The organism is Niallia sp. WK069_GA_01, assembly GCF_983173855.1.
In genome coordinates this window covers 2,135,615-2,159,975 of the sequence record NZ_OZ470138.1, presented here as the reverse complement: position 1 = coordinate 2,159,975, position 24,361 = coordinate 2,135,615, and the positions used below count along the sequence as shown (strand labels likewise).

Below are 24,361 nucleotides of genomic sequence, written 5' to 3'. Positions count from 1 at the left end.
TTTTGCTCTTTCACAAAGGGAAAAAATCCTTTACGCCTTCTCATCCTGTATGTAAATCGTTTCCTCTAATATCACTTCTACATTGCCTTTAATCGCTCTTGTAATCATGCAAGACGCTTCTGCTTTATATGCTAAACGCTCAGCTAACTGCCGATCTTTTTCCGTTGCATCATGAAGTAAAACAATGGTAGGACGATGAATAATTTGTTTATACGTAAAAACACCATTAGTAACATCTACGACGCCTTCAGACTGTAAAGTTAAACTTTCTTTTTGCAAGTTATTTCGTTCCATCATTGCTGCTAATGTAATAATAAAACAAGTAGCAGCAGCTCCTAAAAGCATTTCATCAGGATTCGTTCCAACTCCTGGTCCATCCATTTCTTTCGGAATAGATATTTCCGTTTTTAGCATGCCGCTTGCAATAGTTCCTACATTATTTCTTCCCCCTGGCCAATTTGCCTGTAAATAAAAATGATGTTCAGCCATATGTACACCCTTTCTGTCTTAAGTATGTCGTTTATCGCCAAAGGAATCAAAGCCTTTTCTTGCTTTTACTCTTAGAGGTTGTTCAAAAAGTCCGGTAAAAATGACACATTGGATTTCTTCGTTGGTTTGCTTCTCCGCTTCTCACGTATTAACTAGAGGTTCTTCCACTAAAAACGCTCACGTCCTGTGAGCAACGTGGAAGTCATCACATCCTGTGAAAGGGTGGTGCTAAAGGTGAAACCGCCTCGAACTTCTCGGTCCTTTTTACCCTCCTTTTTGAACACGCACTCTTAGGATGTTATGTTGTTTTTCTTTTATGAAAATGAATAATTATCCTGCATATGACTTAAATTAGGAAAGTATCTTTATTTTAGAAAGGAGCATCCTAATGAGCCAAAAACGAGATAAAGGCTTTAGTCAAGCGGGAAAACACAGTGCCAATACGGTAAAAGAAACGATTGCAGTGGAAGAATTAGAAAAAGCTATCCATCCAACAAAAAGACAAAATGCTAAGCAATAGTTAATGTTATTTTATCCCTGTCGACAATGGTTAGATGGAGAGAAAATCTGCTATTTAAAACGAGCTCTTGTCGGCAGTTTCTATCGTTATTTTTTTATTCTATACCAATAACGATAGCTTTCTTGGAAGCCACATGCTTGGTATAATCTCCATGCTGCTTCATTTTTTATCATCACTTGCAAATAGGCAAATTCTGCACCTTCATTTTTACCCCATTGCAGTATCGCTTGAACTAATGCATTTCCATACCCTTTTCTTCGATAATTACTGTTTGTAACAATATCAAATAATCCAATATACTTTCCTTGCAGCACCCCTAGCCCACATGCAACTACTTCAGTACCTTCCTTAAGTAAAACATAACAAGTATCTGGAATAATAGTACGTAACATATGGATTAAAGTCGAATGATTTGCCTTGTCTACTTGATTCCATTGACAATAATGCTGCAGCCACTCTTCTGTGTAAGAATGATAGATTTCAACTGTTGCTGCTAGAGTCGAAAGTGGACTCCAATCAGATAAAGCCAGCGTTTGTACACTTGTTTCATCTATCCTATTATATCCCTTTTTTTCGAGCATACTATCTAACTCTGTAGGATTAGAGGAATTTGTCAACTTGTAAATAACAGGAAGTCCTTTTTGTTTATATAAACACTCCATATCCAACAACTTTTCATCTATATTCATGGAGAAAGGATACAAGGCTTGTATCGAATTACCCCGTTTTGTATACCCATCATTAAAACGAGCAATCCAACCATCCATTAACATCATCGTAGAAGAAGGTTGGGCATTAATAGCCAATTCCTCTAATAATACAGTAGAATGTTCCATTTAATCATCCTCCCTTTCGTACTTCATTTCAATATTACCTATCCATTATACAAATCTTTGCTTGTACAAAAAAGAATAGGAATCGGTCCCTATGTTTCGTTTCAAAAAAATGGTAAACTACATATAGATTATACAGCCAGCGTAAACGAACAAAGGTGGGAGCATGATGAAAAGGTTTTTGCGTTATATCTTTTCATGTTTATTATTTTTAACCTCTATTGGTGTTTATTGCACCAATCGATTAATGTACATGAAGAAAAAAGAAGATCAATTTATTTATAATCGAGAAATAAAGGCTGGGCGTTTGAACCCCTCGACTTTTGCAGCATTGCATAAACAAGAAGTTACAATACCTTCTTCGTTTGGCTACACTTTAAAAACTATTCTTGTCGAACCTTTTGAGACAAAACGATATATTATTATTTCACATGGAGTTACTGAAAACAAAACAAATTCGATTAAATATATGAATCTTTTTTTAAAAAGAGGATTTAATGTCATTATATATGACCATCGCAGACATGGAGAATCTGGGGGGAAAACGACTAGTTTTGGCCATTATGAGAAATTTGATTTAAAGGCAGTTGTTGACTGGGTTCATGCATCTAGAGGAGAAGATATTACACTGGGCATTCATGGAGAATCTATGGGTGCTGCAACAATGATTCTTTATGCAGGGATGTTAGATGATGGAGCTGACTTTTATATTGCAGATTGTCCTTTTTCTGATTTCAAAGAAGAACTCCATTATTTAATTCGCTCTGAAATAAAATTACCTGTAAAATTCATTTTGCCAATTGCTGATATTTTCATTAGGATGAGAGAGCATTATTCTATTCGCGATGTATCTCCTATAAAAGTAATTGACAAAATAACGAAGCCAATGCTGTTTATTCATAGTGAAAAAGACGATTTTATTTTACCAGAGATGACGCAAAAATTATTTGAAAAGAAAAAAGACCAAAAGAAATTATTTTTTGCTGTTAACGGTGTTCATGCTCAATCTTATAACGAAAACAAAGAAGCATACGAAAAAGCGATCGATGATTTTTTACAAGAATATGTCCCTATCAAAGAAACATAGCAGTTCTCAAAGAAATTTAGGATTAAGACCTCCACCTCTTAGCGAAGCAAAGGCGGGATCTTTCAATCAGGCGGAGTAGAGACTCCACCTGATTTCACGAAATTTCAGCTCGCTAAAACGAGTTCACTTCCAGTATTCTGTTATATACTCATCCCTGCCGGATTTTTGTCTATCTTCTTTATAATGTTGTTTATTTTTTTTATGATAGTCTTGATGATAATCTTCTGCTACGTAAAATTCACTTGCTGGTTCCACAGTTGTGACAATCGGTTTGCGAAATCTTCCACTGTTAACAACTACTTTTTTTGATTCTTCTGCAAGTTTCTTTTGTGTATCATTATGGTAAAAAATAACCGTGCGATATTGGGAGCCTCTATCATGAAATTGACCGTCAGCATCTGTTGGATCAATTTGCTGCCAATATAATTCTAATAATCTCTCATACGGAAATAGCGTTGGATTAAACGTGATCTGAACGACTTCCGCATGACCTGTTGTTCCAGATTTCACTTCTTCATATGTTGGATTTTCTTTCGTTCCACCCATATATCCAGAAACGATTCCTTCTATTCCCGGCAACTCGTCAAAAGGTGTAACCATACACCAAAAACAGCCCCCTGCAAATGTAGCCTTCTCCATAACTCCCGACCTCTCTCTTTCATTTCTGCGTAAAGATACCCCTTCATTTTTCATCAATCATTTTATCGCTTCTTTCGGCAAGTTCCCCCACTGTCAGAAGTTCCATTTTATACGATTGAGATATAGTATATAATATTTTATGAAAGCAATCTATTTTTTCTTCCTTTAAAACGAAAATAACAGAGGTAGTCTCATGAATAAAAACCTTATTATAAAAATGATTCAAAAGGCATTAAAGCAATATCATACAGAAAGCAGCTTATTAAATAATCAGGATTATGAAAACATGTATAATACCATTATGTACAGTAAAAACGAAACACCTGATATGAATATTTACGATCTTGTTCAGGATGTTGTGTATGGATATATTACAGATTCTGCTTATTTTTAAGGAGAACTTTTTTTGTTGGAAAATGAATTCTTTTCTTCCTAACAAGCTTTATTTTTTATCAAACATTTTTCCCATCACTTTGTCAGCAGTTTTTGGAAATAACTGATATAACTTATTCCCCCAATTCATCCAGTTCGGCAAGTTAATCTCTCTTTTTGGTTTCATCATTAATTTCGTTACTTCATGAGCAACTTCATCGGCAGTAAGCATATATTTTTCAACATTTTTCACGTAATTTCCTGACTTATCAGCGATTGCAAAGAAATTAGTAGCAATCGGTCCCGGATTTACAGCAGAAATAGAAATATTAGTCTTTGCAAGTTCCATACGCAAACTATTGGTAAAACCTAGCACTGCATGTTTAGTAGCGGAATAGCCGCTTGATTTTGCAGTTGCTAGCTTGCCTGCGATTGATGCCGTATTAATGATATGTCCGCTGTTTTGTTCAAGCATCGTTGGCAGCACTTCTTTTGTACATGCGATTAATCCAAGCACATTTACTTGAAACATTTTTTCAATATCTTCAAAACTTGCTTCATTTAAATAATCGAATACACCAAATCCTGCATTATTTAATAAGATATCAATAAAACCTACTTCTGCGTAAATTTGATGAAAGACTGTCCTTATTTCATTTGGATTGCCTACATCAAGTGGAAAATAAATAGCTTTTGCATTTAAAGTCTGATTGATTTCTTCACATATTTGCTGCAGCTTATCAGCTGAACGAGCTAAGAGGATTGGTCTTGCTCCTAAGGAAGCTACATTTTGGGCAATTTTTTCTCCTATTCCTGAGGAAGCTCCTGTGATTACAATATTTTTATCTTTTAGTGTGTATTGCATGTTTTCACCTCTTGTACCTTTCTACATTTATTAATTTTTTTGTGTTTATAGAATAAAATTATTTTCACATATCTTCAGTAGATAAACAATCTTTTGTTTGGGCTACAGGGTTCCGCAGGTGGAAAATACTTCGCTTTCCTGCGAGTGTCTTCGTGTATTCCTCCTGCTTCTAATAAAAAACTTAAGGAAACTATTTTTTTCATGGGTCATGGTGTGAATCTTTATTTGCATGGATTTTAATCTGTCCCTTGACAGACTAGCCTTTTTTCTTGCATAATCAAAGAAATTTAACAGATAAAATAATGATGACTAAGACGAGTAAATGAGATAGATACGATTAGAGATTGAAGTTCTTAGGCTGGAAAACTTCATCGTTCTTCTTATTGAACCTACCTTACGAGTTGTTAGGAAAACCTAAACGTATTCCGTCGTTACCCGGATAAAAGATACAGTATGCCACATGCTTGCATATTGAACTAAGGTGGTACCACGAAAATAAACCTTTCGTCCTTTATCGGATGAAAGGTTTTTTATTTCATAAAAATAGAGAGAGTAAAAATTTACTGGAGGTTAAAGCATGACAAAACTCGCTATTATTGGTGCTGGCTCTATGAGCGAAGCATTAATTTCTGGAATTGTAAGCAGCAAATTAATTAATGGGGAAGATATCTTTATAACAAACCGAGCAAACCAACAACGACTTGAAGCATTAAAAAACCAATATGGTGTGAATTTTTCCTATTCCATTGAAACTATTGTAAAAGATGCAGATGCTGTCATCTTAGCAATGAAGCCGAAAGATGTTAAAGACGCACTGAAACAAATAAAGCCAATATTATCCGCTAACACGCTTCTTATTTCCGTACTTGCAGGCGTCAGTATAAAAAGCATGACCTTATTAGCAGAAAAGAATCTGCCAATTGCTCGAGCGATGCCTAATACTTCTGCTGCTATCGGCAAGTCTGCAACCGGGATTGCCATGAATAAGCAAGTGACTGCTGAACAAAAACAATTTGTTTTAGAAATTTTTGAAACAGTTGGCCTAGCTGCAGTGGTCGAAGAAAACCAGTTAGATGCAGTAACAGGTCTTTCTGGAAGTGGCCCAGCCTATATTTATTATCTTGTGGAAGCAATGGAAAAGAGTGCGGTCGACATAGGGTTAGATCGTCAACTAGCAAATGAACTGATTGTACAAACATTAAAAGGGGCTGCTGAAATGATTGCCACTTCTTCTAAAACCCCTTTAGAACTGCGCAAAAATGTTACAAGCCCTGGTGGCACTACAGAAGCCGGCATTAAAGTATTAGAATCTTTTCATGTGCAAAATGCTTTTATTCAGTGCATTCAAGAAGCAACTGCACAATCAAATCGTCTTGGGGACACATTAAGTGAAGAATTGAAGATTTCTAATTAGTTTCATTTAATCGCTTCCTTCCTATTTTCCTTTTTTCTATATCTAAAGATGGAGAAAACTTGCATGTTAAGAGCGTTAAAAATGGAGCGTTTAGAGATATTCCAATACAAGCTAGAAAAGCCTTCCCTGTCTGCTGTTATTAGGATAAAAAAGAGGCGAATTACATAATTCAGCTAAAGTGGCATCTCTCTCTTAGAAAGTCAAAAGGATGATTGCTCTCAGGCTGTTGAAGAATAAAATTTATTATTTTTCGTCACCCAGAGAGAGCATTCCAGCTGACTTTCTTTTTTTCGATTCGATTCTTTTTCATTTTGTCACTATGTTGCTATAATAATAGAAGGAATTAGCAAAAAGGGAGGATAATGTATGTCTATTAAACTATTTACCCCGTACACCATTAAAAACATTACACTAAAAAATCGAATTGTAATGGCACCAATGTGCATGTATTCCAGTACAGAGGAAGGTTATGTAGAGAATTGGCATTATACCCACTATACAAGCAGAGCTGTTGGTCAAACAGGATTGTTACTAATAGAAGCAACAGCCGTTACACCTCAAGGAAGAATTTCTGAAAAAGACTTAGGGATTTGGTCTGATGATCATATTGAACCGTTAAAAAAACTAACATCTATGATAAAAGAACATGGAGCAAAAGCAGGCATCCAGCTAGGGCACGCCGGCAGAAAAGCAACTGTAAAAGAAGCTATCATTGCTCCATCTTCCCTTCCATTCAATGAACAGTATAAAACACCTGTAGAAATGTCAACAGACCAGATACACGCTACTATTGAAGCCTTTAAATTAGCAGCTGAACGTGCAAATAAAGCAGGATTCGATGTAATTGAACTACATGCTGCACATGGTTATTTAATTAATCAATTTCTTTCTCCATTAACGAACAAACGTACAGATGAATATGGTGGCACTAAGGAAAATCGTTATCGCTTTTTAAAGGAGATTATTGATCAAGTTAATGAAGTATGGCAAGGCCCTTTATTTGTCCGTATATCTGCAGAGGATTATCACCCAGACGGATTAACAGTGGAAGATTATTTTACCCTTTCTCTATGGATGAAAGAGCAAGGAGTCGATTTTATCGATGTCAGCTCAGGTGCAGTAGTACCGGCCCATATAGATGTTTATCCTGGATACCAAGTTCCGTTAGCAGAAAAAATTAAACATCATGCGCATATAGACACTGGTGCAGTCGGATTAATTACATCTCCTGTTCAAGCCGAAGAAATTTTGCAAAATGAACGTGCAGATCTTATTTTCCTTGCGAGAGTGCTGCTGCGAGAACCTTATTGGCCGAAACATGCGGCAAAGGAGCTTGGATTTGAATTGGATTCACCTACACCCTATGCAAGAGGATGGAACATTTAACCTATTTATTTTTTAAAAATAACGATCAAAAAAACTTGAGGGATAATTCTCAAGTTTTTTTAATCCAGCTTGTGAAAAAACAGCCTACGAAATAGCCGATGCTGTTTTATTTTTCGTATACTTTTATTGCTTCGTATTGACAGCCACAATACTGATAATTTTGTTTTTTATACATTTCTTTCGGAGTGTCCTCCCCATCAGCTAATAAAATAATAAGTTTATTAGGGAATTTATCCATAATAAATTTTTGCATGTTGCTTCCGATTCCTTTTTTTTGTAACTTTTCCACGACAAACAATCCATCTATTTCTGCAGTATTTTCCGAAATAAAAACAGTTACAGCACCAGCTGGAGTCCCCTTATAAAGAGCTAGAAGCTGCACAACCGTATGATCTACTAATTGTCTGTTATACAGGATTTTTTTTTGTTCAGCGAAGTCGTTTCCATATTGTAAATCCTCCTGATACTGCAGTTCAACAAATAAATTATAGTTGCTTGCTGTCACCTCTTCAATCACAATATCCGCGTTACGATGAACAGAAGGAAATTGATTAGGGTAAATCGCATATAATTCAAGATAACCGATTTCATAATTAGAGCCTTTCAAGTATTCTTCAAGCTCGGAATTCAATTTTTTATTTGCAGGAAAATAGAATTTTACATGCTTCTGATCATTCTTTGCATGAAATTCTCGTAAATAGACTGCTGCCTCTTTAAATTCTACTAAAGAGCATTCCTGTTAGAAGGATTTTCGGGGACTTGAACAAAAAAGAGCCCTCTTGGTATGATACGGGGTGTCAAATCGTGGACCGAAATGACCCCTAACTTAGTTAACCAAGGAGGACTCCAAAATGGATTTTAAACAAAATCAGAAAATAAATCAAGTCACCGAAAAAACACTCGTAGTCGGAATCGATATTGCCAAGCGGACCCATTACGCTTGCTTTGTGGATGACCGTGGACGTGTGCTCCAAAAATCGTTCTCTGTTTCTCAAGCTAGAGACGGGTTCGAGCTTTTCTATCAACGTATTCTGGTAGCCATGAAAGAAAATGAAAAAACGGAAGTCATTGTCGGGATTGAACCTACGGGACACTACTGGCTCAATTTGGCCTACTACCTTGAGGACCGGGGCATTCCCTTGGCCATGGTTAACCCTATGCATGTTAAGCGTTCAAAAGAGTTGGACGACAATCTGCCAACCAAGCATGACAGAAAAGATGCACTTGTGATCGCTCGACTTTTAAAAGACGGACGGTTCAGTTATCCCCGTATCCTAAAAGGTATGGAGGCCGAACTTCGCGTTGGGTCAACGTTTAGAAGTAAATTGACTGAGGAACTAGGGTCTGTCAAAAACATGATTATTCGTTGGTTAGATCGCTATTTTCCAGAGTTTACTCAGGTGTTTCCGTCATTCGGAAAAATGGCTTTGGCAGTACTTGAATGTACCCCATTTCCGAATGATCTTCACCAAAAACAACCCGATGAAGTTTTATCTCTTTATCGGAAGGTTGAGGGGCTCAAATCCCCCCAAAGACCCAAAGCATTGCGTCTTATTGAAGTCGCAGCTAACTCTATCGGAGTAACAGAAGGACGTGAGATGGCCCGTATTGAAATTACCACGCTCGTTCGCCGTTACCATCAGTTAGAACAAGATATCGAAAGCCTTACTCAACATCTAGTTGACCTTGTAAAAACGTCTGTAGAGTACGAATGGCTATCAACGGTTCCGGGACTCGGAGATACAACGATTGTCGATCTATTAGCTGAAATCGGAAGCTTTTCACACTACGAAGATCCACGCCAACTAATTAAACTCGCGGGATTAACGTTACGTGAAAATTCCTCTGGTCAGCACAAGGGGCAAAAACGCATCTCCAAACGGGGGAGAAGAAAGCTTCGCGCCCTTCTGTTCCGAGTAATGATGCCGATGATCCGTCACAATGAAGCCTTTCGAAAGCTACATGAGTATTACACAAATCGTATGGTTAATCCATTACGCAAGAAGCAATCCATCGTGGTTCTATGCGGTAAGCTATTAAAAGTATTACATGGAATTAGCACTAAGCACAAAGCGTTTGACGCACAGCGAATGATGAGGGATATTCCTAGTCTCGTAGAGGCTGCATAAGACCCTTCATCCCCTTAAATAGACCTAGACAACAGGATGACACGGAGAAGCTGGCACTATTTTTTCCATTCGACCTTGAGTCCCTAAAGGAGCTTCGCTAGCCTCTGCCTTATGACTAGACCGAACGAAGGAATGTAGGCACTTAGATGCCCAGAGACATGGGAGGGTACGTCATCATAAGTTACGCAGAGATCCATTGTGCATCGCATAATTTCCTATCACTACTTTCCACCATTATCCAGTAGTGACCGCGTAGCGTACCCATGTATTGGAATAGTTTCACATATTTTAAAAATATTGTTAGGGATTGTGTCGAAAAATATTTTTTTGATACCCCAACAACGGGTCAAACCGTTGATAGATCAACATTTATAGAGGGAGGGTATTTTTTTAAATTCAAGAAAATTATTATCATAACTTAATAGCATATTCGGATAATGGAAATGTTTAAACAGGCTATTTTCTAATATAATATCTCCTAATCTAGCAACACTTGTAAATGTAATGGATTCCATTTTTCATTTCTCCCTTATAGTGCGTGTGCAAAAAGGAAGAATTGCTTTTATGATCCTAAAATCAATTCTCCCTCTCTCCTCTAATTTACTAATATTCTATTCAAATCAAATAGGGAATACTTTAAAATCTTCTGCTATATCTGCTTTTGGAAAAACACTTTGCGCTTCCGCTAATAATTCATCTGTTTGACAACGCTCATATCTAGCACTGATATGGGTTAAAATAAGCTGTTTTACTTTTGCCTCTTTTGCTATACTAGCAGCCTGTATCGTTGTAGAATGAAAGTACTCTCTGGCAAGTTCTTCTTCCTTGCTTGCAAATGTAGCTTCATGTACTAATACGGTTGCATCTTGCGCTAAAAGAGAGGCAGATTTACATACCCTTGTATCTCCTAAAATCGTAATGATTCTCCCCTTTATAGCTGGGCCAACAAAATCTTCACTTTTTAGATAGATGCCATTTTCTAACGTTATATCTTCCCCACTTTTTATTTTTTTAAATAACGGACCTGGAGTAAGGCCGTATTTTTGCAGCCTGTCTATTAAAAGTTTTCCAGGTCGATCCTTCTCTATCACCCGGTAACCAAAACTAGGGACACCATGTTCTAATAATCTTGCTTCCACTTTAAATCCTTCGTCTTCAAAGATCGTGCCTTCTTCTATCTCTACTACTTGCAGCTCATATTTAAGATAGGTTTGACTAATAGAAAGGCAAGTTTCAATATAGGATTTAACCCCTTTTGGGCCATAAATAGCTACAGGTGTTTCTCCCCCTTGAAAAGATCTGCTTGCAAGAAATCCAGGCAAACCGTATAAATGATCACCATGTAGATGCGTAATAAAGATTTTTTCAACTCTTTTTGGTTTAATGCTAGTATGTAAAATTTGATGCTGTGTTGCCTCGCCCACATCAAATAGCCAGATGCTCCCTCTCTCTTCTAAAAGCTTTAATGCAATACTCGTCACATTTCTTGATTTTGCTGGTATGCCAGCGCCGGTTCCCAGAAACTGTAATTCCACTTTTTATACACTTCTTTCTATTCATTTTCCTTCGAAGCTTGAAACGTCAAAAGGTTAAAACCATTTATCAATGAACAAGTCAATCTTTCACGAAAGATTTCATTATCGACTTTATTTTATACTCGGATAAAACGTTTTTTTCTACACAATACTATAAGAGTACGATGTCCTAATACAGAATAATGCCTTAAGTATAATAGAAAATGATGGACTCACCAAATTTTTTTTATCTTTTCCTAGTAACTTGCTCGATTTTATTGTAATATCTAAAATTATAAATACTAAAGGAAAAATGGAGTAAAAAAGGAGCAACGATTTTTTGCAAGGCTTCCTGAAAAATTAATTTTTCTAAAATTTCTGTTTAAAGTGTTTTTTTCAAACATAATGTTTGCTTAATTTTAAAGAAACAGATAGAATTTTATATCTGTACAGGTATTTTTGACAACAATATCGAGAAAAAAAGAAAATCTACTGTTTTCATCTTCTTTAATACCTGTTATTCTTTTATAAAGTTTATAGCAAACATGCAATTCAAAGCTAATTTGAAGTTTTTTATACATATTTAATGAAAAGAGGTCCAAGAAATTGAATCAAAATCAACAATCTACTGCACTTATTATGATTTTTGGAGCAACAGGAGATTTAGCAAACCGCAAACTATTTCCTTCACTCTACCGACTATATCAAAAAGGAAAGCTATCAAGATTTGCTGTTGTCGGTGTAGGAAGAAGAACATTAACAAATGAACAGTTTATCCAAAATGTTCAAAACTCTGTAGCAGAATCTATTTCCAATACAAACGCAAAAGAATTAGAAACATTCGCGTCACATTTCTGCTATCATTCACATGATGTAACAAATTCCAACTCTTATCTAGAGCTAAAGAATATAGCAACTGATTTAGATGAAAAATATGAATTAGGCGGCAATCGTGTATTCTATTTAGCAATGGCTCCAGAGTTCTTTGGTCCAATTGCCGTACATTTAAAAGAAGATGGATTAACAGATGTATCTGGTTTCAAACGATTAATCATTGAAAAACCCTTTGGTCATGACTTAAAATCTGCTCAAGAGCTTAATGATCAAATAAGAACAGCTTTTTCTGAAAATGAAGTATATCGAATCGACCATTATTTAGGAAAAGCAATGGTGCAAAATATTGAAACGATTCGTTTCTCCAACGCTATTTTTGAAAACCTTTGGAATAACCGATATATCAGCAATATTCAAGTAACATCTAGTGAAACATTAGGAGTAGAAGAACGCGGTAGATATTATGAAACAAGTGGCGCTTTACGAGATATGGTGCAAAACCATATGCTTCAAATGGTTGCATTGCTTGCGATGGAACCGCCAATTCGTTTAACACCAGATGAAATCCGATCAGAGAAGGTAAAAGTTTTCCGTGCAATGCGCTCCTTTGAAGGAGAAGAAGTGAAAAAATACTTTGTTCGCGGGCAATACGGCAAGGGAATCGTAAATGATGTAGAACTTCCTAGCTACCGAGAAGAACAGATGGTTAATCCTGAATCAAATACAGAAACCTATGTTGCTGGTAAAGTATTGATTGATAATTTCCGTTGGGCAGGCGTTCCATTTTATATTCGTACAGGCAAAAGAATGGAATCAAAATCAACAAAAATTGTTGTTCAATTTAAAGATATTCCAATGAATTTATATGAGCATCCAGAAAAAGAATTAACTCCTAACTTGCTTGTTATTCATATAACACCAGAAGAAGGCATTACTTTGCATTTAAATGCTAAAAAAGCTGGACAAAATATGGAAGCAACACCTATTAAACTTAGCTATGCAAATACAGGCATCGCTAGCATTAATACACCGGAAGCATACGAAAAATTAATTGATGATAGTATTAAAGGAGATGCAACCAACTTTACCCACTGGGATGAAGTAGCTCTTTCATGGAGCTATGTTGATAAGATTTCTAAAGCTTGGGCAGAAACTCCTGCTACAACCTATCCGAACTATGCTTCTGGAACAATGGGTCCTAAAGAAGCTGATGAACTATTAGAAGAAGACGGATTTTTCTGGTGGCCAGTTAATCAATTCTAGGTAAATGTTCATTAGCCTATAAAGAAAAGCGTGAAATCGTTTAGATTTCGCGTTTTTTCTTTATTAACCCGCTGGAAACCTTAGTATAATTTCAGTATGAAGTTTTTTGTAGATTTTTAATTTTTTTTGCTTATTTCCTGTTGTTTAGGAAGGATAGTCATCAATCATAAGGAGTTTATCATGAAAAAATCAACGACAATTTTACTTATTTCTCTAAGTGTTCTTCTCTACCACGTCTTTCTTTTTTATATTGGCTGGAATGGATATGTATTATTTCATACTGCTTTTTCACAGTTCCATCTGATTGCGTATATTATCATTTTACTTATTTTGGCGTATTCTTATTTTTTAAGCCACGCTTTTCCATCCATTACCATATATAAAATAATTGGCTCCTACTGGCTAGCCGTTTTACAATACGCTATTATTCTCCTGCCAATTGCCAATATTGCAGCATATTTTTTGTCATTTTATATGGAAAAATCAACTAGTATACTAATAACTGGGATTGTTACGGTCAGTATATTTTTGCTGATTTTAATTTATGGCACTTTTAATGCCTATTCCCCTGTTATCCAAAAATATAAACTTACTTTACCAAAAAAAGAAGGAACTCGCAGCTCATTAACAATCGCTATGGCGTCCGATATGCATTTTGGCACCCTTTCCGGCAACGCTCATTTAAATAAGCTCGTAACGATGATTAATGAATTGCAAGCAGATTTAATCCTGCTCCCAGGGGATATCATTGATGATGATCCCAATCCTTTCTTAAAGAAAAAGATGGGAGAAAAAATGAAGAATCTAAAAGCTCCTTTAGGTGTTTATGGGGTTTTAGGAAATCATGAATACTACGGGAAAAAAATCCCTGAATTTTTACAGGAAATGAATCGAATCGGGATAAACATCATGCTGGACGAAAGTGTGTTGATAGATAATAGCTTTGTACTGATTGGGAGAAAAGACAAAACAGATCCAAAAAGACAGTCCATTCAGCAATTAGTTTCTGAGAAAGCAGAAAACCTTCCCCTTATCATGATGGACCATCAACCAGCAGCCTTAACAGAAGCCATGAATGAAGGTATAGATTTAATTGTATCTGGTCATACTCACCGTGGACAAATGGCTCCAAATCATTTTATTACGAAACGGGTATTTGAGCTTGACTGGGGCTATAAGCAGAAGAAACAGCTTCATGCTATTGTCTCTTCTGGTTTTGGCTTTTGGGGTCCTCCTATTCGGTTAGGAAGCCGCTCAGAAATTGTTTTTATCGATATTCAATTTCAATAAGTACATCTTCTTCCATCAGTAATTTCTTACTGCCCGTTATTGCCGATTTATATTTTAAAGTTTTAAAAAGGCATTGGCTCTCTCAATGAGTCCGCAGGCGGAATACACTTTGCTTTCCATGGGGTGGGCATTGAGCCTCCTCGGAGTACTGCGGGGTCTCGTCTTTTCTCGCATTCCCACGGGAGTCTTCGTATATTCTGACTGCTCCCTGCTTAATAAATTCAAGAAATCTCCTTCTTTTCATGGGCCACGGTACAAATTTGTTAGCATGGGTTTCTACTCTGAAAAAAATGTGTAAAAATGCTTCAACTAAAAAAACAATCAGTATCATCTATATATAGACGATAAAACGGTTATCTATCCCGAAAGATTTTTATAATAAGTGAATGAATAGGAAGCTATAATTAACACTAAAAGGAATATATGGAAAAAGTACTGTTTTTCACCGTTTTATATGGTAAAGTTTACAAGAAGGGAGATGTATATGAACAAATTAAATATTATTTCCGTTTCAATTTTTGCGATTTCGCTTTTGGTGTATACAGCTTGGTTTTTCAATGAAGATTTGTTTTCTAACTCAGTTATAATCGTGATTGGGATGATTCTCCCAATTATAGGATTAATTGTTGCTTTTTTAGGCACAAAAAGCCTATTAAAAATAATCGGAATTACAGGTAACTTCATCGTTCTTTTCTGGTCAGTTATCATTCCACTTACTTCTATTGTTTTTTGGAATCAACCATAAATCTAAAAAAAGTAACGAGATAGCATATGTTGCTTTTTTTAAGTTTTTTAGCATAATAACCCCTTAAGGTTGATACAAAGCAGTTAATCTGAAATTAAGAAGCATCGTCAACATCGATATAAATGAATACAACTAGTAATTTTTTGTCGCAACAGTTAGTTGTCACCTTTACCATATACTGACCAGCACGGTGGCTCTAGGAGAGTGTATAGTAGACTGTATCAATAGACCCCTTTGAGAAAATACAAGCTGGCGGAGCAAATGCGTTTAGAATAGTTGCAGGGATTAGTGAGGGAAAAAGTTTTTTAATTGGTCTTGTTTGGATACCTTCCTTCTCTTTTGATACAGTATTAATACACCTAATTTTCAACTAAAAATCAATTATTTTCTAGGAGGAAAGAAAGATGAACAAGTTAACCTTATTGATAAAACTAGTGATTACTGGTTTAGGCTTAATCTTAATTTTCAATAATGATAACGACAGTCTTTGGTATATAATTTTTGTAGCGCTTGTTATCTTTTACATAATCTATGAATCTATTTTAGAGATCAATCGAAAAAGAAAGAATAAATAAAGTTCAAAGTTTATATAAAAGAGCAAAGAGTTTTACGCTTTAGACTAGAAATTTCAAATCTTTATTTATTTGTCTGTCTTCTTAACGTTCGTTTTTATTATAAAAATTCGCAATTCTTCCAAATAATAATTTCTAATGGTATAAAGAGGATGATGACCTTGAAAAATTTCAACTATTTAATTGGTTGTATTGGACTAATTTTTATTTTTATAACTGGCTGTTCAAACGCAATAGAAAACGAATATGAAGAATTCAAAAAAATTACTAATACGAAGCAAGTTCAAGAAGCAAAAGAGCTATTAGATGCTATTAATTGGAAAAATACAAAAACAGAGATGACACTTCCAGCTGATTACAGATTTTTCTTTTCATTCAAAACCCCAGAAATAGAAGCAAAAACTGTATTATATCAACTTTGGATAAGTCCAAATAAAGATAAAGTCGAGCTCGTAATACATGCTGAAAACAAATATGTTCAATTAGACAAAAATACATCAGCAGAACTATTAAGAATACTTACAGGAAAAAAATGAACGGATCGGAAATGATAGTATAGGAATACAAAAGAGCTTGAGAGATATCCCAAGCTCTTTTGTATTCGCGTTTGAATGTTAAAAATAACATTCAAACGTAGCAAATAACTACTTATTTCATCCAGTTTGTGTGGAATACGCCTTCTTTATCCGTACGATTATACGTATGTGCACCAAAATAGTCACGTTGTGCTTGTAGAAGGTTTGCTGGAAGTGTTTCTGTACGGTAGCTGTCATAATAAGATAATGCAGCGGCGAAACTTGGTACAGGGATACCATTTGTTACAGCACCAGAAATTACTTCACGTAATGCAGCTTGGTAATTCTCTGCAATATCGCTGAAATAAGGATCTAATAATAAGTTCTTTAATTCTGAATCGCGATCATATGCATCTTTAATTTTTTGCAAGAACTGTGCACGAATGATACATCCGCCACGGAAAATCATTGCGATTTCTCCGTAGTTTAAATCCCAGTTGTATTCTTCTGAAGCTGCTCTCATTTGCGCGAAACCTTGTGCATAAGAAACGATTTTGCTGAAATAAAGTGCTTTGCGAACAGATTCAATAAATGCAGCTTTATCACCAGTGAACGGTTGAATAGCTGGACCAGATAATACTTTGCTTGCTTTCACACGCTCATCTTTCATAGCAGAGATAAAGCGGGCAAATACAGATTCAGTAATCATTGGAAGTGGCACGCCTAAGTCTAATGCACTTTGGCTAGTCCATTTTCCAGTTCCTTTTTGACCAGCAGTATCTAATACTAAGTCTACTAATGGCTTGCCAGTTTCTTCATCTACTTTTGTAAAGATATCTGCAGTGATTTCGATCAAGTAGCTGTCAAGCTCGCCTTTATTCCACTCCGCAAATACTTCATGCAATTCTTTTGCATCTAAGCCAAGCACATTTTTCATAATAAAATATGCTTCACAAATCAACTGCATATCTCCATATTCAATACCATTATGAACCATTTTTACGTAGTGCCCAGCACCGTCTGGACCAATGTAAGTAGTACATGGCTCTTCATTTACTTTTGCTGAAATATCTCTAAAGATTGGCGCAACAAGCTCATACGCTTCTTTTTGTCCACCAGGCATGATAGAAGGTCCTTTTAGCGCTCCTTCTTCTCCACCAGAAACACCAGTACCGATGAAATGGATACCTAGTTCGCTTAATTCCTTGTTACGGCGTTGTGTATCTTCGAAGAATGTATTTCCTCCATCGATCACAATATCGCCTTTATCAAGTAATGGCTTTAATTGTTCAATTGTCGCATCTGTAGCAGGACCTGCTTTTACCATTAGCATAATTTTGCGTGGAACTTCTAATGATTGAACGAATTCCTCTAGGGTATACGTTCCGAACAGATTTTTTCCTTCTGTTTCTTTAAGCATTTCTTCTGTTTTTTCCTTTGAACGGTTAAATACAGAAACAGTGTAGCCACGGCTTTCAATATTCATTGCAAGGTTTTTTCCCATTACTGCTAAACCAATAACACCAAATTGCTGTTTTGTCATTTTTTTACTTCCCTTCTTACTCTATGTATCGTTATATAGTAGAATTCACTTTACTTTAGCAAGATTCTGTTATATATGCAACTATTCTAACTGAAGTAGCACCACTTTTGCTAGACGTTTTACAAAAAAAAATTTCATCTGCAGCTTTTTTTTATAAAAATTTCTTTCCTTGTAAAAAATCTTTGTTAAAACTAGTTTGTGTACCAATATTATCATCCGGTTTTGTCATTTGAATATCGCTCGCATGTTCTATAACCGATTTTCCATATTTTTCTTTTAATGCAGCTATCGTTTTCCAAAGTGGTTCTTTTTCCGCCTCTTCTTCATATGAAAATAGATCAAGTTGTTTTACTACTATATTATTCTCAATTAGATTTGTTGCCGTAATGCCAAGCAAACGCACAGGGTTGCCATTCCATGCCTTTAAGAACAATTCCTTGCTTTTTTCAACTATCTCTTGTTCCATTTTAATCGGATTATCCAGCTTCATGCTTTTGGAGTAATTTTTCCTATCTCCATACCTAATCGTAATGCTTAATGTTTTTGTATGAACATGCTTTTTTTTCATCCTTGTCGCCACTTTATAAGCTAGGGATTGTAAGACTTGAAAAAGCTCTTGTTGATTTGCTACATCTTTTGGTAATGTAGTTGAATTGCCAATGCTTTTAAATTCATCTGCAGCTTCTGGGTCAACGATTCTATTATCTTCCCCATTCGCTCTGTCTTTTAACCGCAAACCATTAATCCCTAAAATAGCCTTCAGTTGAAGGGAATCGCCATTCGCCAAATCTCTAATGGTGAAGATGCCGAGTGTTTTTAATTTTTCAGCCGTTTTTTTTCCTACTCCATGCATTTCTTCCACATCCATTGGCCATAAACATGAGGGAACATCTCTTTTTCTAATGATCGAGATACCCATTGGTTTTTTTAAATTAGAAGCCATTTTGGCTAAAAATTTATTTGGAGCAATTCCAATACTGCAAGGTAAATCCAAACGTTCTATTAAACATTTCTGAATCGTTTCGGCAATCTCTATTGGGCTTCCTAAATCGTAGCTGTTTGTGATATCCAAATAGCCCTCATCAATGGAAACAGGTTCCACAATTGTCGTAAACTCATTCAAAATCGTAAACATACCTAATGATGCCTTTCGATAACGTTCAAAGTTTGGTTTCATAATATGTAAGTTTGGACAAAGTTTTTTTGCTTCCCATAAAGGCATGGTTGTCTTTACTCCAAATTTCCTTGCTTCATAGCTGCAGGTCACAATTATCCCTTTCCGCTCCAGTTCATTTCCAGCGATGGCAAGCGGCTTTCCTTTTAAAGAAGGATCATATGCGATTTCAACAGAAGCATAGAAACTATTCATATCAACATGTAAAATAACTCTTCCTTTTTTAGGATAATATTCTTGCAATAGACCCACATCCTCTTTATGAAGCAGCTTATGCAGGCTGATTATTCATATATTCTTTGATTTCCTTAATTCCTTCCAAAGAATGAATTAAGATGGAAGAATCAATCACCATTAATAAACGGTTTTCCAATTGAATAACAGCAGTAAAATAACGTGTATGCTGATAAGCTGAAATACCTGTCTGTTTTATTGAATCCTCTGTCACTACTAGTATTTCTTTCGCATCACTTACTGACACGGCAAATGTTAACTCTTCTGTTTTAAGCACAATCAATCTATTGCGATCATTTTGCTCCATCGAGCGATTATATAGTACTTTTTCTAAGTCTATTACCGGTATAAGTTCGTCTCGTACTTTTTTAATCCCAACTACATGAGATGGCAATGCCGGAACAGCAGTAATCCCTTCTTGCTTTTCAATGGAGATTACATCATTTATACAAACAGCATACTCTCCCTCTGCAACTTGAAAAACAACTACTTTCTTATTATTCTCTTCCATTTCTTTATCAACCCCTACTATTCCCCTTTTGTTCCCTTTTCATCTTAACTAAATAAGTTCCATTAATTACATTATACCCATTTTCTTCATTGGACTCTAGTATATGCCTCTAAATAACATTCTATTATTATATCCCTTAGGCTAAAAAAGCACTTTTCCTTTTAGAGAGGAATAAGTGCTTTTTTATAGAGTATATTTAGTTTGCTGCTACTTCTTCAATAATAGCCAGCACCATTTCTGCTAGTTTGTTTAATTCTTCAATTGGCATTTTTTCATTTGTTGTATGTATATCTTCGTAGCCAACTGCTAAATTTACAGTTGGAATGCCAAATCCACAAATAACATTGGCATCGCTTCCGCCGCCGCTTTGTTGTAATTCACAGCTTCGACCAACTTTTGCCGCTGCTTTGCGAGCAACTTCTACTACATGGTCACCTTCACCAAACTTAAAGCCAGGATACATTACATTTACTTCAACAATTGCTTCTCCGCCCATTTCTTTTGCAGTGCTTTCAAATGCTTCTTTCATTTTTGTAACTTGTTTTTGCATTTTTTCTTCAATTAATGAACGCGCCTCTGCTAAAATATCAACGTGATCACACACGATATTTGTTTGTTTGCCACCTTCAAATCGACCAATATTTGCTGTCGTCTCACTATCAATTCTTCCTAATGGCATTTTAGAAACTGCTTTTGCTGCAATTGTAATCGCAGAAACTCCTTTTTCAGGTGCAACACCAGCATGTGCTGTTTTTCCTAAGATAGTTGCTTTTACCCTTGCTTGAGTAGGTGCTGCTACAATAATATTGCCGACTTTTCCATCACTATCCAGTGCATAGCCATATTTTGCTGTTACAAGTGCAGGATCCAATGCCTTTGCACCGACTAATCCCGATTCTTCACCAACCGTAATAATATATTGAATGGTACCATGCGGTAAATTATTTTCTTTTAAGACAGTAAGTGTTTCTAATATTACAGCTAAGCCGGCTTTATCATCTGCTCCTAAGATAGTTGTTCCATCTGTAACTATGTATCCATCTTGAATAGTTGGTTTTACGCCGACTCCAGGCACTACAGTATCCATATGGGATGTAAAATAGATAGGATCTGCATTTTCGACATTTCCTTTTAATGTACAAATTAAATTTCCAGCGCCGTGACCTGTTACAGAGGTTGTGTCATCTTCTAAAACCTCTAATCCTAATGCAGAAAACTTGTTTTTTAATACTGCAGCTATTTCTTTTTCATGCTTTGTTTCTGAATCAATCTGCACTAATTCTAAAAATTGTTTTAGTAAACGTTCTTGATTAATCATTTTCATTCCTCCAAGTCATTACTCACTATTCTAGTATACCGGTAGTACGATATAACAGCAAATGAAAGAATACAGTATCTTCTTAATCTTTTTTGTTCTTACTTGCTTAAATTCACCAGTGTTTCTTTACTTTTTAGTTGTGACATTCCCTTTTTCTTAGTAAAATAAAAAGAACAAATTGATTGATGTAATGGAGGATATAATGCGTAACCGTAATTTTAGAAAATTAGTTGTTTATTTAATGATTTTTATTATGCTTGTGTCGACTTTATTAGTAGGTCTTGGCATGTTATTTTCTTAACATAATAATGTAGAAAACGGAAAAGATTGTTTGAATTTTTTCCGTTTTCTTGTTTGTTTTGTATAAATTGTTGCTTTTGATTCGCATCCAATTTTTATTTAAAAGCAACAACCTCTGAGAAAACTGTTTTCTTTAGAGCGAAAGGTAGATCACTCGCTATTACTTATTGCTCCAAACTCTTTTGCCAGTTGTTCAGCACTTTTCGTCGAATTGGTAACAAGCAATTTTGTACCAATTGGAATCAAGTCATAAATCGATTCTACTGCCTCATTTTGCATTCTAATACAACCTTGAGAAACATAATGACCAATTGATGCAGGGTTATTCGTACCGTGAATTCCAAATGTTCTTCCATCTGTCCCCTTCGCATCAAAACCGATCCATCGTGTTCCTAATGGATTTTTCGGGTCGCCTCCATTAATATTGGCTTTTCTAAAATACGGATTGATCGCTTTTACTGTAATCGTAAATAATCCTTCCGGCGTCATTTCCGCTTTTTTTCCTGTCGCTACACTAATAACCGTTTGCACTCTATTTTCATCTACAAAACTTAATTCATTTGTTCTTTTATTAATAACTACAAAAGGATCTCCTTGAACTGGATTTGTTCCCAATGGCCAAATAGGAGAAAGAAATAACAGCAAACATGATAAAAGCTTGAACATAGCCTCACCACTTTTTGCTTTTATTTTGCGGAACATTCCCCTTTTTATACTCGCCTATAATTACACTTCATAAAATAACAAATACCCCAGAACAGCCTGTAGAAACAAAAAATAAACCCAGCAGCGCAACGAAGAGGCTCGGCGTCCTCGTCCCATGAAAAACGAAGTGTGTTCTGACTGCGGATTAATTTAGACCGCAACCTTTTTTTCCGGGTAAACACTCACGCAAACAAAAATTTGCACCATGAAGAATGAAAATAGGCGAGTGTTTTTGAAGTTTGTTGTTATGTGAAGCCGGGAGCAGCCGGAATACACGAAGACTCCTATGGGATTTGCGGGACAGGCGAGACCCGCAGGAGCAAAGCTCAGAGGAGGCTCGGCGCCCGCCCCATGGAAAGCGAAGTGTATTCCGGCTGCGGACTTATTGAGAGAACCACCCCTCTTTTCAGAGTAGCCAACAAAAAAAGCTGCTTTGCTAAAGTAAAAACCTTAACAAGCAGCTCCTTATTTTAAAGCATTTTTTGCAAAAACTCTTTCGCTCTTTCACTAGCAGGATTAGTAAAAAACTGAGCAGGAGATGCATCCTCAACAATAGTACCCTGATCAAGAAATAATACCCTGTCAGCCGCTTCCCTAGCAAATCCCATTTCATGAGTAACAATCAGCATCGTAATTCCTGTGTTCGCTAAAGACTTCATTACCTCCAACACTTCTTTTACCATTTCAGGATCAAGTGCGGAAGTCGGCTCATCAAATAAAATAACATCAGGATTCATCGCTAAAGCTCTAGCAATTGCAACCCTTTGCTTTTGACCGCCAGATAATTTATTTGGATATTCATTCGCTTTCTCATTTAATCCAACCTTTTGCAGCAATTCTAAGCCTATTTTATCTGCCTCTTGTTTGCTCAGCCCTTTGACTTTAATCGGAGCATACGTAATATTCTGCAAAACGGTTTTATGAGGAAATAAATGAAAATGTTGAAAAACCATTCCTACATTTTCCCTCATTTTTTTTATATTGCTTTTTTTATTTGTTATGTCCACATCATCAATAATTACTTTACCACTTGTTGGTACTTCCAATAAGTTCAAACAACGAAGAAAAGTGGATTTACCAGAACCAGAGGGACCAATAATTGTCACTACTTCCCCTTTTTTTATATCCGTGGTAATCTCTTTTAATACGTGCAACGATCCAAATGATTTATTTAAACCTTCAACTTTAATCACTACGTCTCATTCTCCTTTCCAGAACCTTAGCCAGCATTGTCAGTAGCATTACTAAAATATAGTAAATGATTCCAGCCAATATTAATGGTTCTAAATAAGAGTATTGTTCTCCTCCCATAATATAAGCCCGTCTCATAATATCTGTTACTCCAATAACCGTTACAATGGCGGATTCTTTTGTTAACGATACTGCTTCATTTATTAATGCAGGAAAAATGTTTTTTAATGCTTGCGGCAAAATCAAATCAAACATCGCTTGTTTTTTCGAAACGCCAAGTGCCATTGCCGCTTCATTTTGCCCTTTATCAACAGCAAGAATACCAGCTCGGATAATCTCGGAAATATAAGCTGCTGAGTTAAGGCCAAATGATAAAATGGCAGCAACAGACGGAGCAATTTCAATTCCTGTAATTTGTGGTGTTCCATAATAGATCAGCATTAATTGCAATACAAGAGGGGTCCCTCTAAAAATCGATGTATAGACATCAGCAATCCAGCTAAGAAGCGGCAATTTACTGATTTTTAATACAGATAAAATAATTCCTAATACAAATCCTAATATTCCAGCAATAAAAACAATTTTTAAGGTTACAGTAATCCCTTGCAGTAAAAATGGGAGCGAGGGAATAAATTGGTGGAAATTTAAGTCCATTCGTACAACATTCCTTTCAAAATTTGCAATGCATTCTTCAAAAAATAAAAAAACTTTAAAGACAGTACATCTTTAAACGTTTCCAGGCTGTTGAAAAACGTTTGCTCCCTTCGTTACTCCCCATTTTTTCGGTGCTCATTATCCAATAACAAGCACAAACGACTAAGGAGAGTCGACTTAAGCCACGTCCTGTGGCACTGTCGATTGACTAGCATCCTGCTAGTCTCGATAGACAAACATTTTCAATCAGCCTGAAATTTTACC

The 24,361-nt window shown here is 35.9% G+C and carries 26 protein-coding genes, 1 pseudogene and 1 other annotated feature; of the genes and pseudogenes, 12 read left to right on the top strand and 15 right to left on the bottom strand.

The window, feature by feature from the left end; translation table 11 throughout:
• Window positions 1-30 precede the first annotated feature (30 nt).
• On the bottom strand, window positions 31-489 hold the full coding sequence (locus AC5LWL_RS10325) for an OsmC family protein (RefSeq protein WP_493434229.1): 459 nt from the start codon (window positions 487-489) through the stop codon (window positions 31-33).
• 388 nt (window positions 490-877) lie between these two features.
• On the opposite strand from AC5LWL_RS10325, the gene AC5LWL_RS10320 reads away from it, so the two are divergent.
• Entirely contained in the window at window positions 878-1,009 is a 132-nt protein-coding gene (locus tag AC5LWL_RS10320) for a hypothetical protein (RefSeq protein WP_493434228.1), read from the top strand.
• Between the two features lie 86 nt (window positions 1,010-1,095).
• Here AC5LWL_RS10320 and AC5LWL_RS10315 read toward each other — a convergent pair whose 3' ends face one another.
• Window positions 1,096-1,845, bottom strand: coding sequence for a GNAT family N-acetyltransferase (locus AC5LWL_RS10315; protein ID WP_493434227.1), 750 nt, complete (start codon window positions 1,843-1,845; stop codon window positions 1,096-1,098).
• Between the two features lie 166 nt (window positions 1,846-2,011).
• On the opposite strand from AC5LWL_RS10315, the gene AC5LWL_RS10310 reads away from it, so the two are divergent.
• Window positions 2,012-2,929 carry an alpha/beta hydrolase gene (locus AC5LWL_RS10310; protein ID WP_493434226.1) on the top strand — a complete coding sequence of 306 codons (918 nt, stop codon included), beginning with the start codon at window positions 2,012-2,014 and terminating at the stop codon, window positions 2,927-2,929.
• Between the two features lie 123 nt (window positions 2,930-3,052).
• Here the strand turns inward: AC5LWL_RS10310 and msrA are convergent, their stop codons facing one another.
• Window positions 3,053-3,568: a peptide-methionine (S)-S-oxide reductase MsrA gene (msrA, locus tag AC5LWL_RS10305; protein ID WP_493434225.1), complete on the bottom strand. Its 516-nt coding sequence runs from the start codon at window positions 3,566-3,568 to the stop codon at window positions 3,053-3,055.
• Between the two features lie 193 nt (window positions 3,569-3,761).
• On the opposite strand from msrA, the gene AC5LWL_RS10300 reads away from it, so the two are divergent.
• Entirely contained in the window at window positions 3,762-3,962 is a 201-nt protein-coding gene (locus tag AC5LWL_RS10300; RefSeq protein WP_493434224.1) for a YqzH family protein, read from the top strand.
• 48 nt (window positions 3,963-4,010) lie between these two features.
• On the opposite strand, the gene AC5LWL_RS10295 is transcribed toward AC5LWL_RS10300, so the two are convergent.
• Window positions 4,011-4,805 carry an SDR family NAD(P)-dependent oxidoreductase gene (locus AC5LWL_RS10295; protein WP_493434223.1) on the bottom strand — a complete coding sequence of 265 codons (795 nt, stop codon included), beginning with the start codon at window positions 4,803-4,805 and terminating at the stop codon, window positions 4,011-4,013.
• A gap of 296 nt (window positions 4,806-5,101) precedes the next feature.
• Window positions 5,102-5,320, top strand: a binding site (T-box leader).
• Window positions 5,321-5,382: 62 nt separating this feature from the next.
• On the opposite strand from AC5LWL_RS10295, the gene proC reads away from it, so the two are divergent.
• On the top strand, window positions 5,383-6,219 hold the full coding sequence (gene proC, locus AC5LWL_RS10290; RefSeq protein WP_493434222.1) for a pyrroline-5-carboxylate reductase: 837 nt from the start codon (window positions 5,383-5,385) through the stop codon (window positions 6,217-6,219).
• Between the two features lie 366 nt (window positions 6,220-6,585).
• On the top strand, window positions 6,586-7,605 hold the full coding sequence (gene namA / locus AC5LWL_RS10285; RefSeq protein WP_493434221.1) for an NADPH dehydrogenase NamA: 1,020 nt from the start codon (window positions 6,586-6,588) through the stop codon (window positions 7,603-7,605).
• Window positions 7,606-7,711: 106 nt separating this feature from the next.
• On the opposite strand, the gene AC5LWL_RS10280 is transcribed toward namA, so the two are convergent.
• A complete protein-coding gene (locus AC5LWL_RS10280; RefSeq protein WP_493436592.1) occupies window positions 7,712-8,167 on the bottom strand; it encodes a GNAT family N-acetyltransferase in 456 nt (151 codons plus the stop codon).
• Between the two features lie 15 nt (window positions 8,168-8,182).
• Window positions 8,183-8,323 (bottom strand): annotated as a pseudogene (locus AC5LWL_RS10275) (DUF5613 domain-containing protein); the annotation flags it as partial.
• A 133-nt stretch (window positions 8,324-8,456) separates the two neighbouring features.
• Between AC5LWL_RS10275 and AC5LWL_RS10270 the strand changes: the two are divergent.
• Window positions 8,457-9,734 (top strand): IS110 family RNA-guided transposase, encoded by a 1,278-nt coding sequence (locus tag AC5LWL_RS10270; protein ID WP_493432641.1) that lies wholly within the window; start codon window positions 8,457-8,459, stop codon window positions 9,732-9,734.
• A gap of 362 nt (window positions 9,735-10,096) precedes the next feature.
• Here the strand turns inward: AC5LWL_RS10270 and AC5LWL_RS10265 are convergent, their stop codons facing one another.
• The gene (locus AC5LWL_RS10265; RefSeq protein WP_493434220.1) at window positions 10,097-10,249 is read right to left on the bottom strand and encodes a DUF5613 domain-containing protein; all 153 of its coding nucleotides are present in this window, start codon (window positions 10,247-10,249) and stop codon (window positions 10,097-10,099) included.
• Between the two features lie 105 nt (window positions 10,250-10,354).
• The gene (rnz, locus tag AC5LWL_RS10260) at window positions 10,355-11,269 is read right to left on the bottom strand and encodes a ribonuclease Z (RefSeq protein WP_493434219.1); all 915 of its coding nucleotides are present in this window, start codon (window positions 11,267-11,269) and stop codon (window positions 10,355-10,357) included.
• A 618-nt stretch (window positions 11,270-11,887) separates the two neighbouring features.
• Between rnz and zwf the strand changes: the two genes are divergently transcribed.
• From zwf to AC5LWL_RS10235, 5 genes are all read left to right on the top strand, one after another.
• Window positions 11,888-13,345: a glucose-6-phosphate dehydrogenase gene (zwf, locus tag AC5LWL_RS10255; protein WP_493436591.1), complete on the top strand. Its 1,458-nt coding sequence runs from the start codon at window positions 11,888-11,890 to the stop codon at window positions 13,343-13,345.
• Window positions 13,346-13,525: 180 nt separating this feature from the next.
• On the top strand, window positions 13,526-14,635 hold the full coding sequence (locus AC5LWL_RS10250) for a metallophosphoesterase (RefSeq protein ID WP_493434218.1): 1,110 nt from the start codon (window positions 13,526-13,528) through the stop codon (window positions 14,633-14,635).
• A 484-nt stretch (window positions 14,636-15,119) separates the two neighbouring features.
• Entirely contained in the window at window positions 15,120-15,380 is a 261-nt protein-coding gene (locus AC5LWL_RS10245; RefSeq protein ID WP_493434217.1) for a hypothetical protein, read from the top strand.
• A 404-nt stretch (window positions 15,381-15,784) separates the two neighbouring features.
• The gene (locus AC5LWL_RS10240; protein ID WP_493434216.1) at window positions 15,785-15,955 is read left to right on the top strand and encodes a hypothetical protein; all 171 of its coding nucleotides are present in this window, start codon (window positions 15,785-15,787) and stop codon (window positions 15,953-15,955) included.
• Between the two features lie 152 nt (window positions 15,956-16,107).
• Window positions 16,108-16,488 carry a YhfM domain-containing protein gene (locus AC5LWL_RS10235; RefSeq protein WP_493436590.1) on the top strand — a complete coding sequence of 127 codons (381 nt, stop codon included), beginning with the start codon at window positions 16,108-16,110 and terminating at the stop codon, window positions 16,486-16,488.
• A gap of 112 nt (window positions 16,489-16,600) precedes the next feature.
• Here the strand turns inward: AC5LWL_RS10235 and gnd are convergent, their stop codons facing one another.
• The 4 genes from gnd to AC5LWL_RS10215 all read right to left on the bottom strand — a co-directional run bounded on the left by gnd (window position 16,601) and on the right by AC5LWL_RS10215 (window position 21,247).
• Window positions 16,601-18,010, bottom strand: coding sequence for an NADP-dependent phosphogluconate dehydrogenase (gene gnd, locus AC5LWL_RS10230; protein WP_493434215.1), 1,410 nt, complete (start codon window positions 18,008-18,010; stop codon window positions 16,601-16,603).
• A gap of 151 nt (window positions 18,011-18,161) precedes the next feature.
• Window positions 18,162-19,427, bottom strand: a complete 1,266-nt coding sequence (locus AC5LWL_RS10225) for a DNA polymerase IV (RefSeq protein ID WP_493434214.1) — start codon at window positions 19,425-19,427, stop codon at window positions 18,162-18,164.
• A gap of 28 nt (window positions 19,428-19,455) precedes the next feature.
• Complete coding sequence (locus tag AC5LWL_RS10220; protein WP_493434213.1) at window positions 19,456-19,929, bottom strand: chemotaxis protein CheW; 474 nt, start codon at window positions 19,927-19,929, stop codon at window positions 19,456-19,458.
• A gap of 196 nt (window positions 19,930-20,125) precedes the next feature.
• Window positions 20,126-21,247, bottom strand: coding sequence for a tripeptidase T (locus AC5LWL_RS10215; RefSeq protein ID WP_493434212.1), 1,122 nt, complete (start codon window positions 21,245-21,247; stop codon window positions 20,126-20,128).
• Window positions 21,248-21,449: 202 nt separating this feature from the next.
• Here AC5LWL_RS10215 and prli42 point away from each other — a divergent pair, with 202 nt between their 5' ends.
• Window positions 21,450-21,548, top strand: coding sequence for a stressosome-associated protein Prli42 (gene prli42, locus AC5LWL_RS10210; protein ID WP_493434211.1), 99 nt, complete (start codon window positions 21,450-21,452; stop codon window positions 21,546-21,548).
• Between the two features lie 149 nt (window positions 21,549-21,697).
• Here prli42 and AC5LWL_RS10205 read toward each other — a convergent pair whose 3' ends face one another.
• The 3 genes from AC5LWL_RS10205 to AC5LWL_RS10195 form a co-directional block, all read right to left on the bottom strand.
• Window positions 21,698-22,213, bottom strand: a complete 516-nt coding sequence (locus AC5LWL_RS10205; RefSeq protein ID WP_493434210.1) for a L,D-transpeptidase — start codon at window positions 22,211-22,213, stop codon at window positions 21,698-21,700.
• Between the two features lie 509 nt (window positions 22,214-22,722).
• Window positions 22,723-23,445, bottom strand: coding sequence for an amino acid ABC transporter ATP-binding protein (locus tag AC5LWL_RS10200; protein WP_493434209.1), 723 nt, complete (start codon window positions 23,443-23,445; stop codon window positions 22,723-22,725).
• A complete protein-coding gene (locus tag AC5LWL_RS10195; protein ID WP_493434208.1) occupies window positions 23,438-24,097 on the bottom strand; it encodes an amino acid ABC transporter permease in 660 nt (219 codons plus the stop codon). Before AC5LWL_RS10195 ends, AC5LWL_RS10200 begins: the two co-directional genes overlap by 8 nt.
• Between the last annotated feature and the right edge of the window lie 264 nt (window positions 24,098-24,361).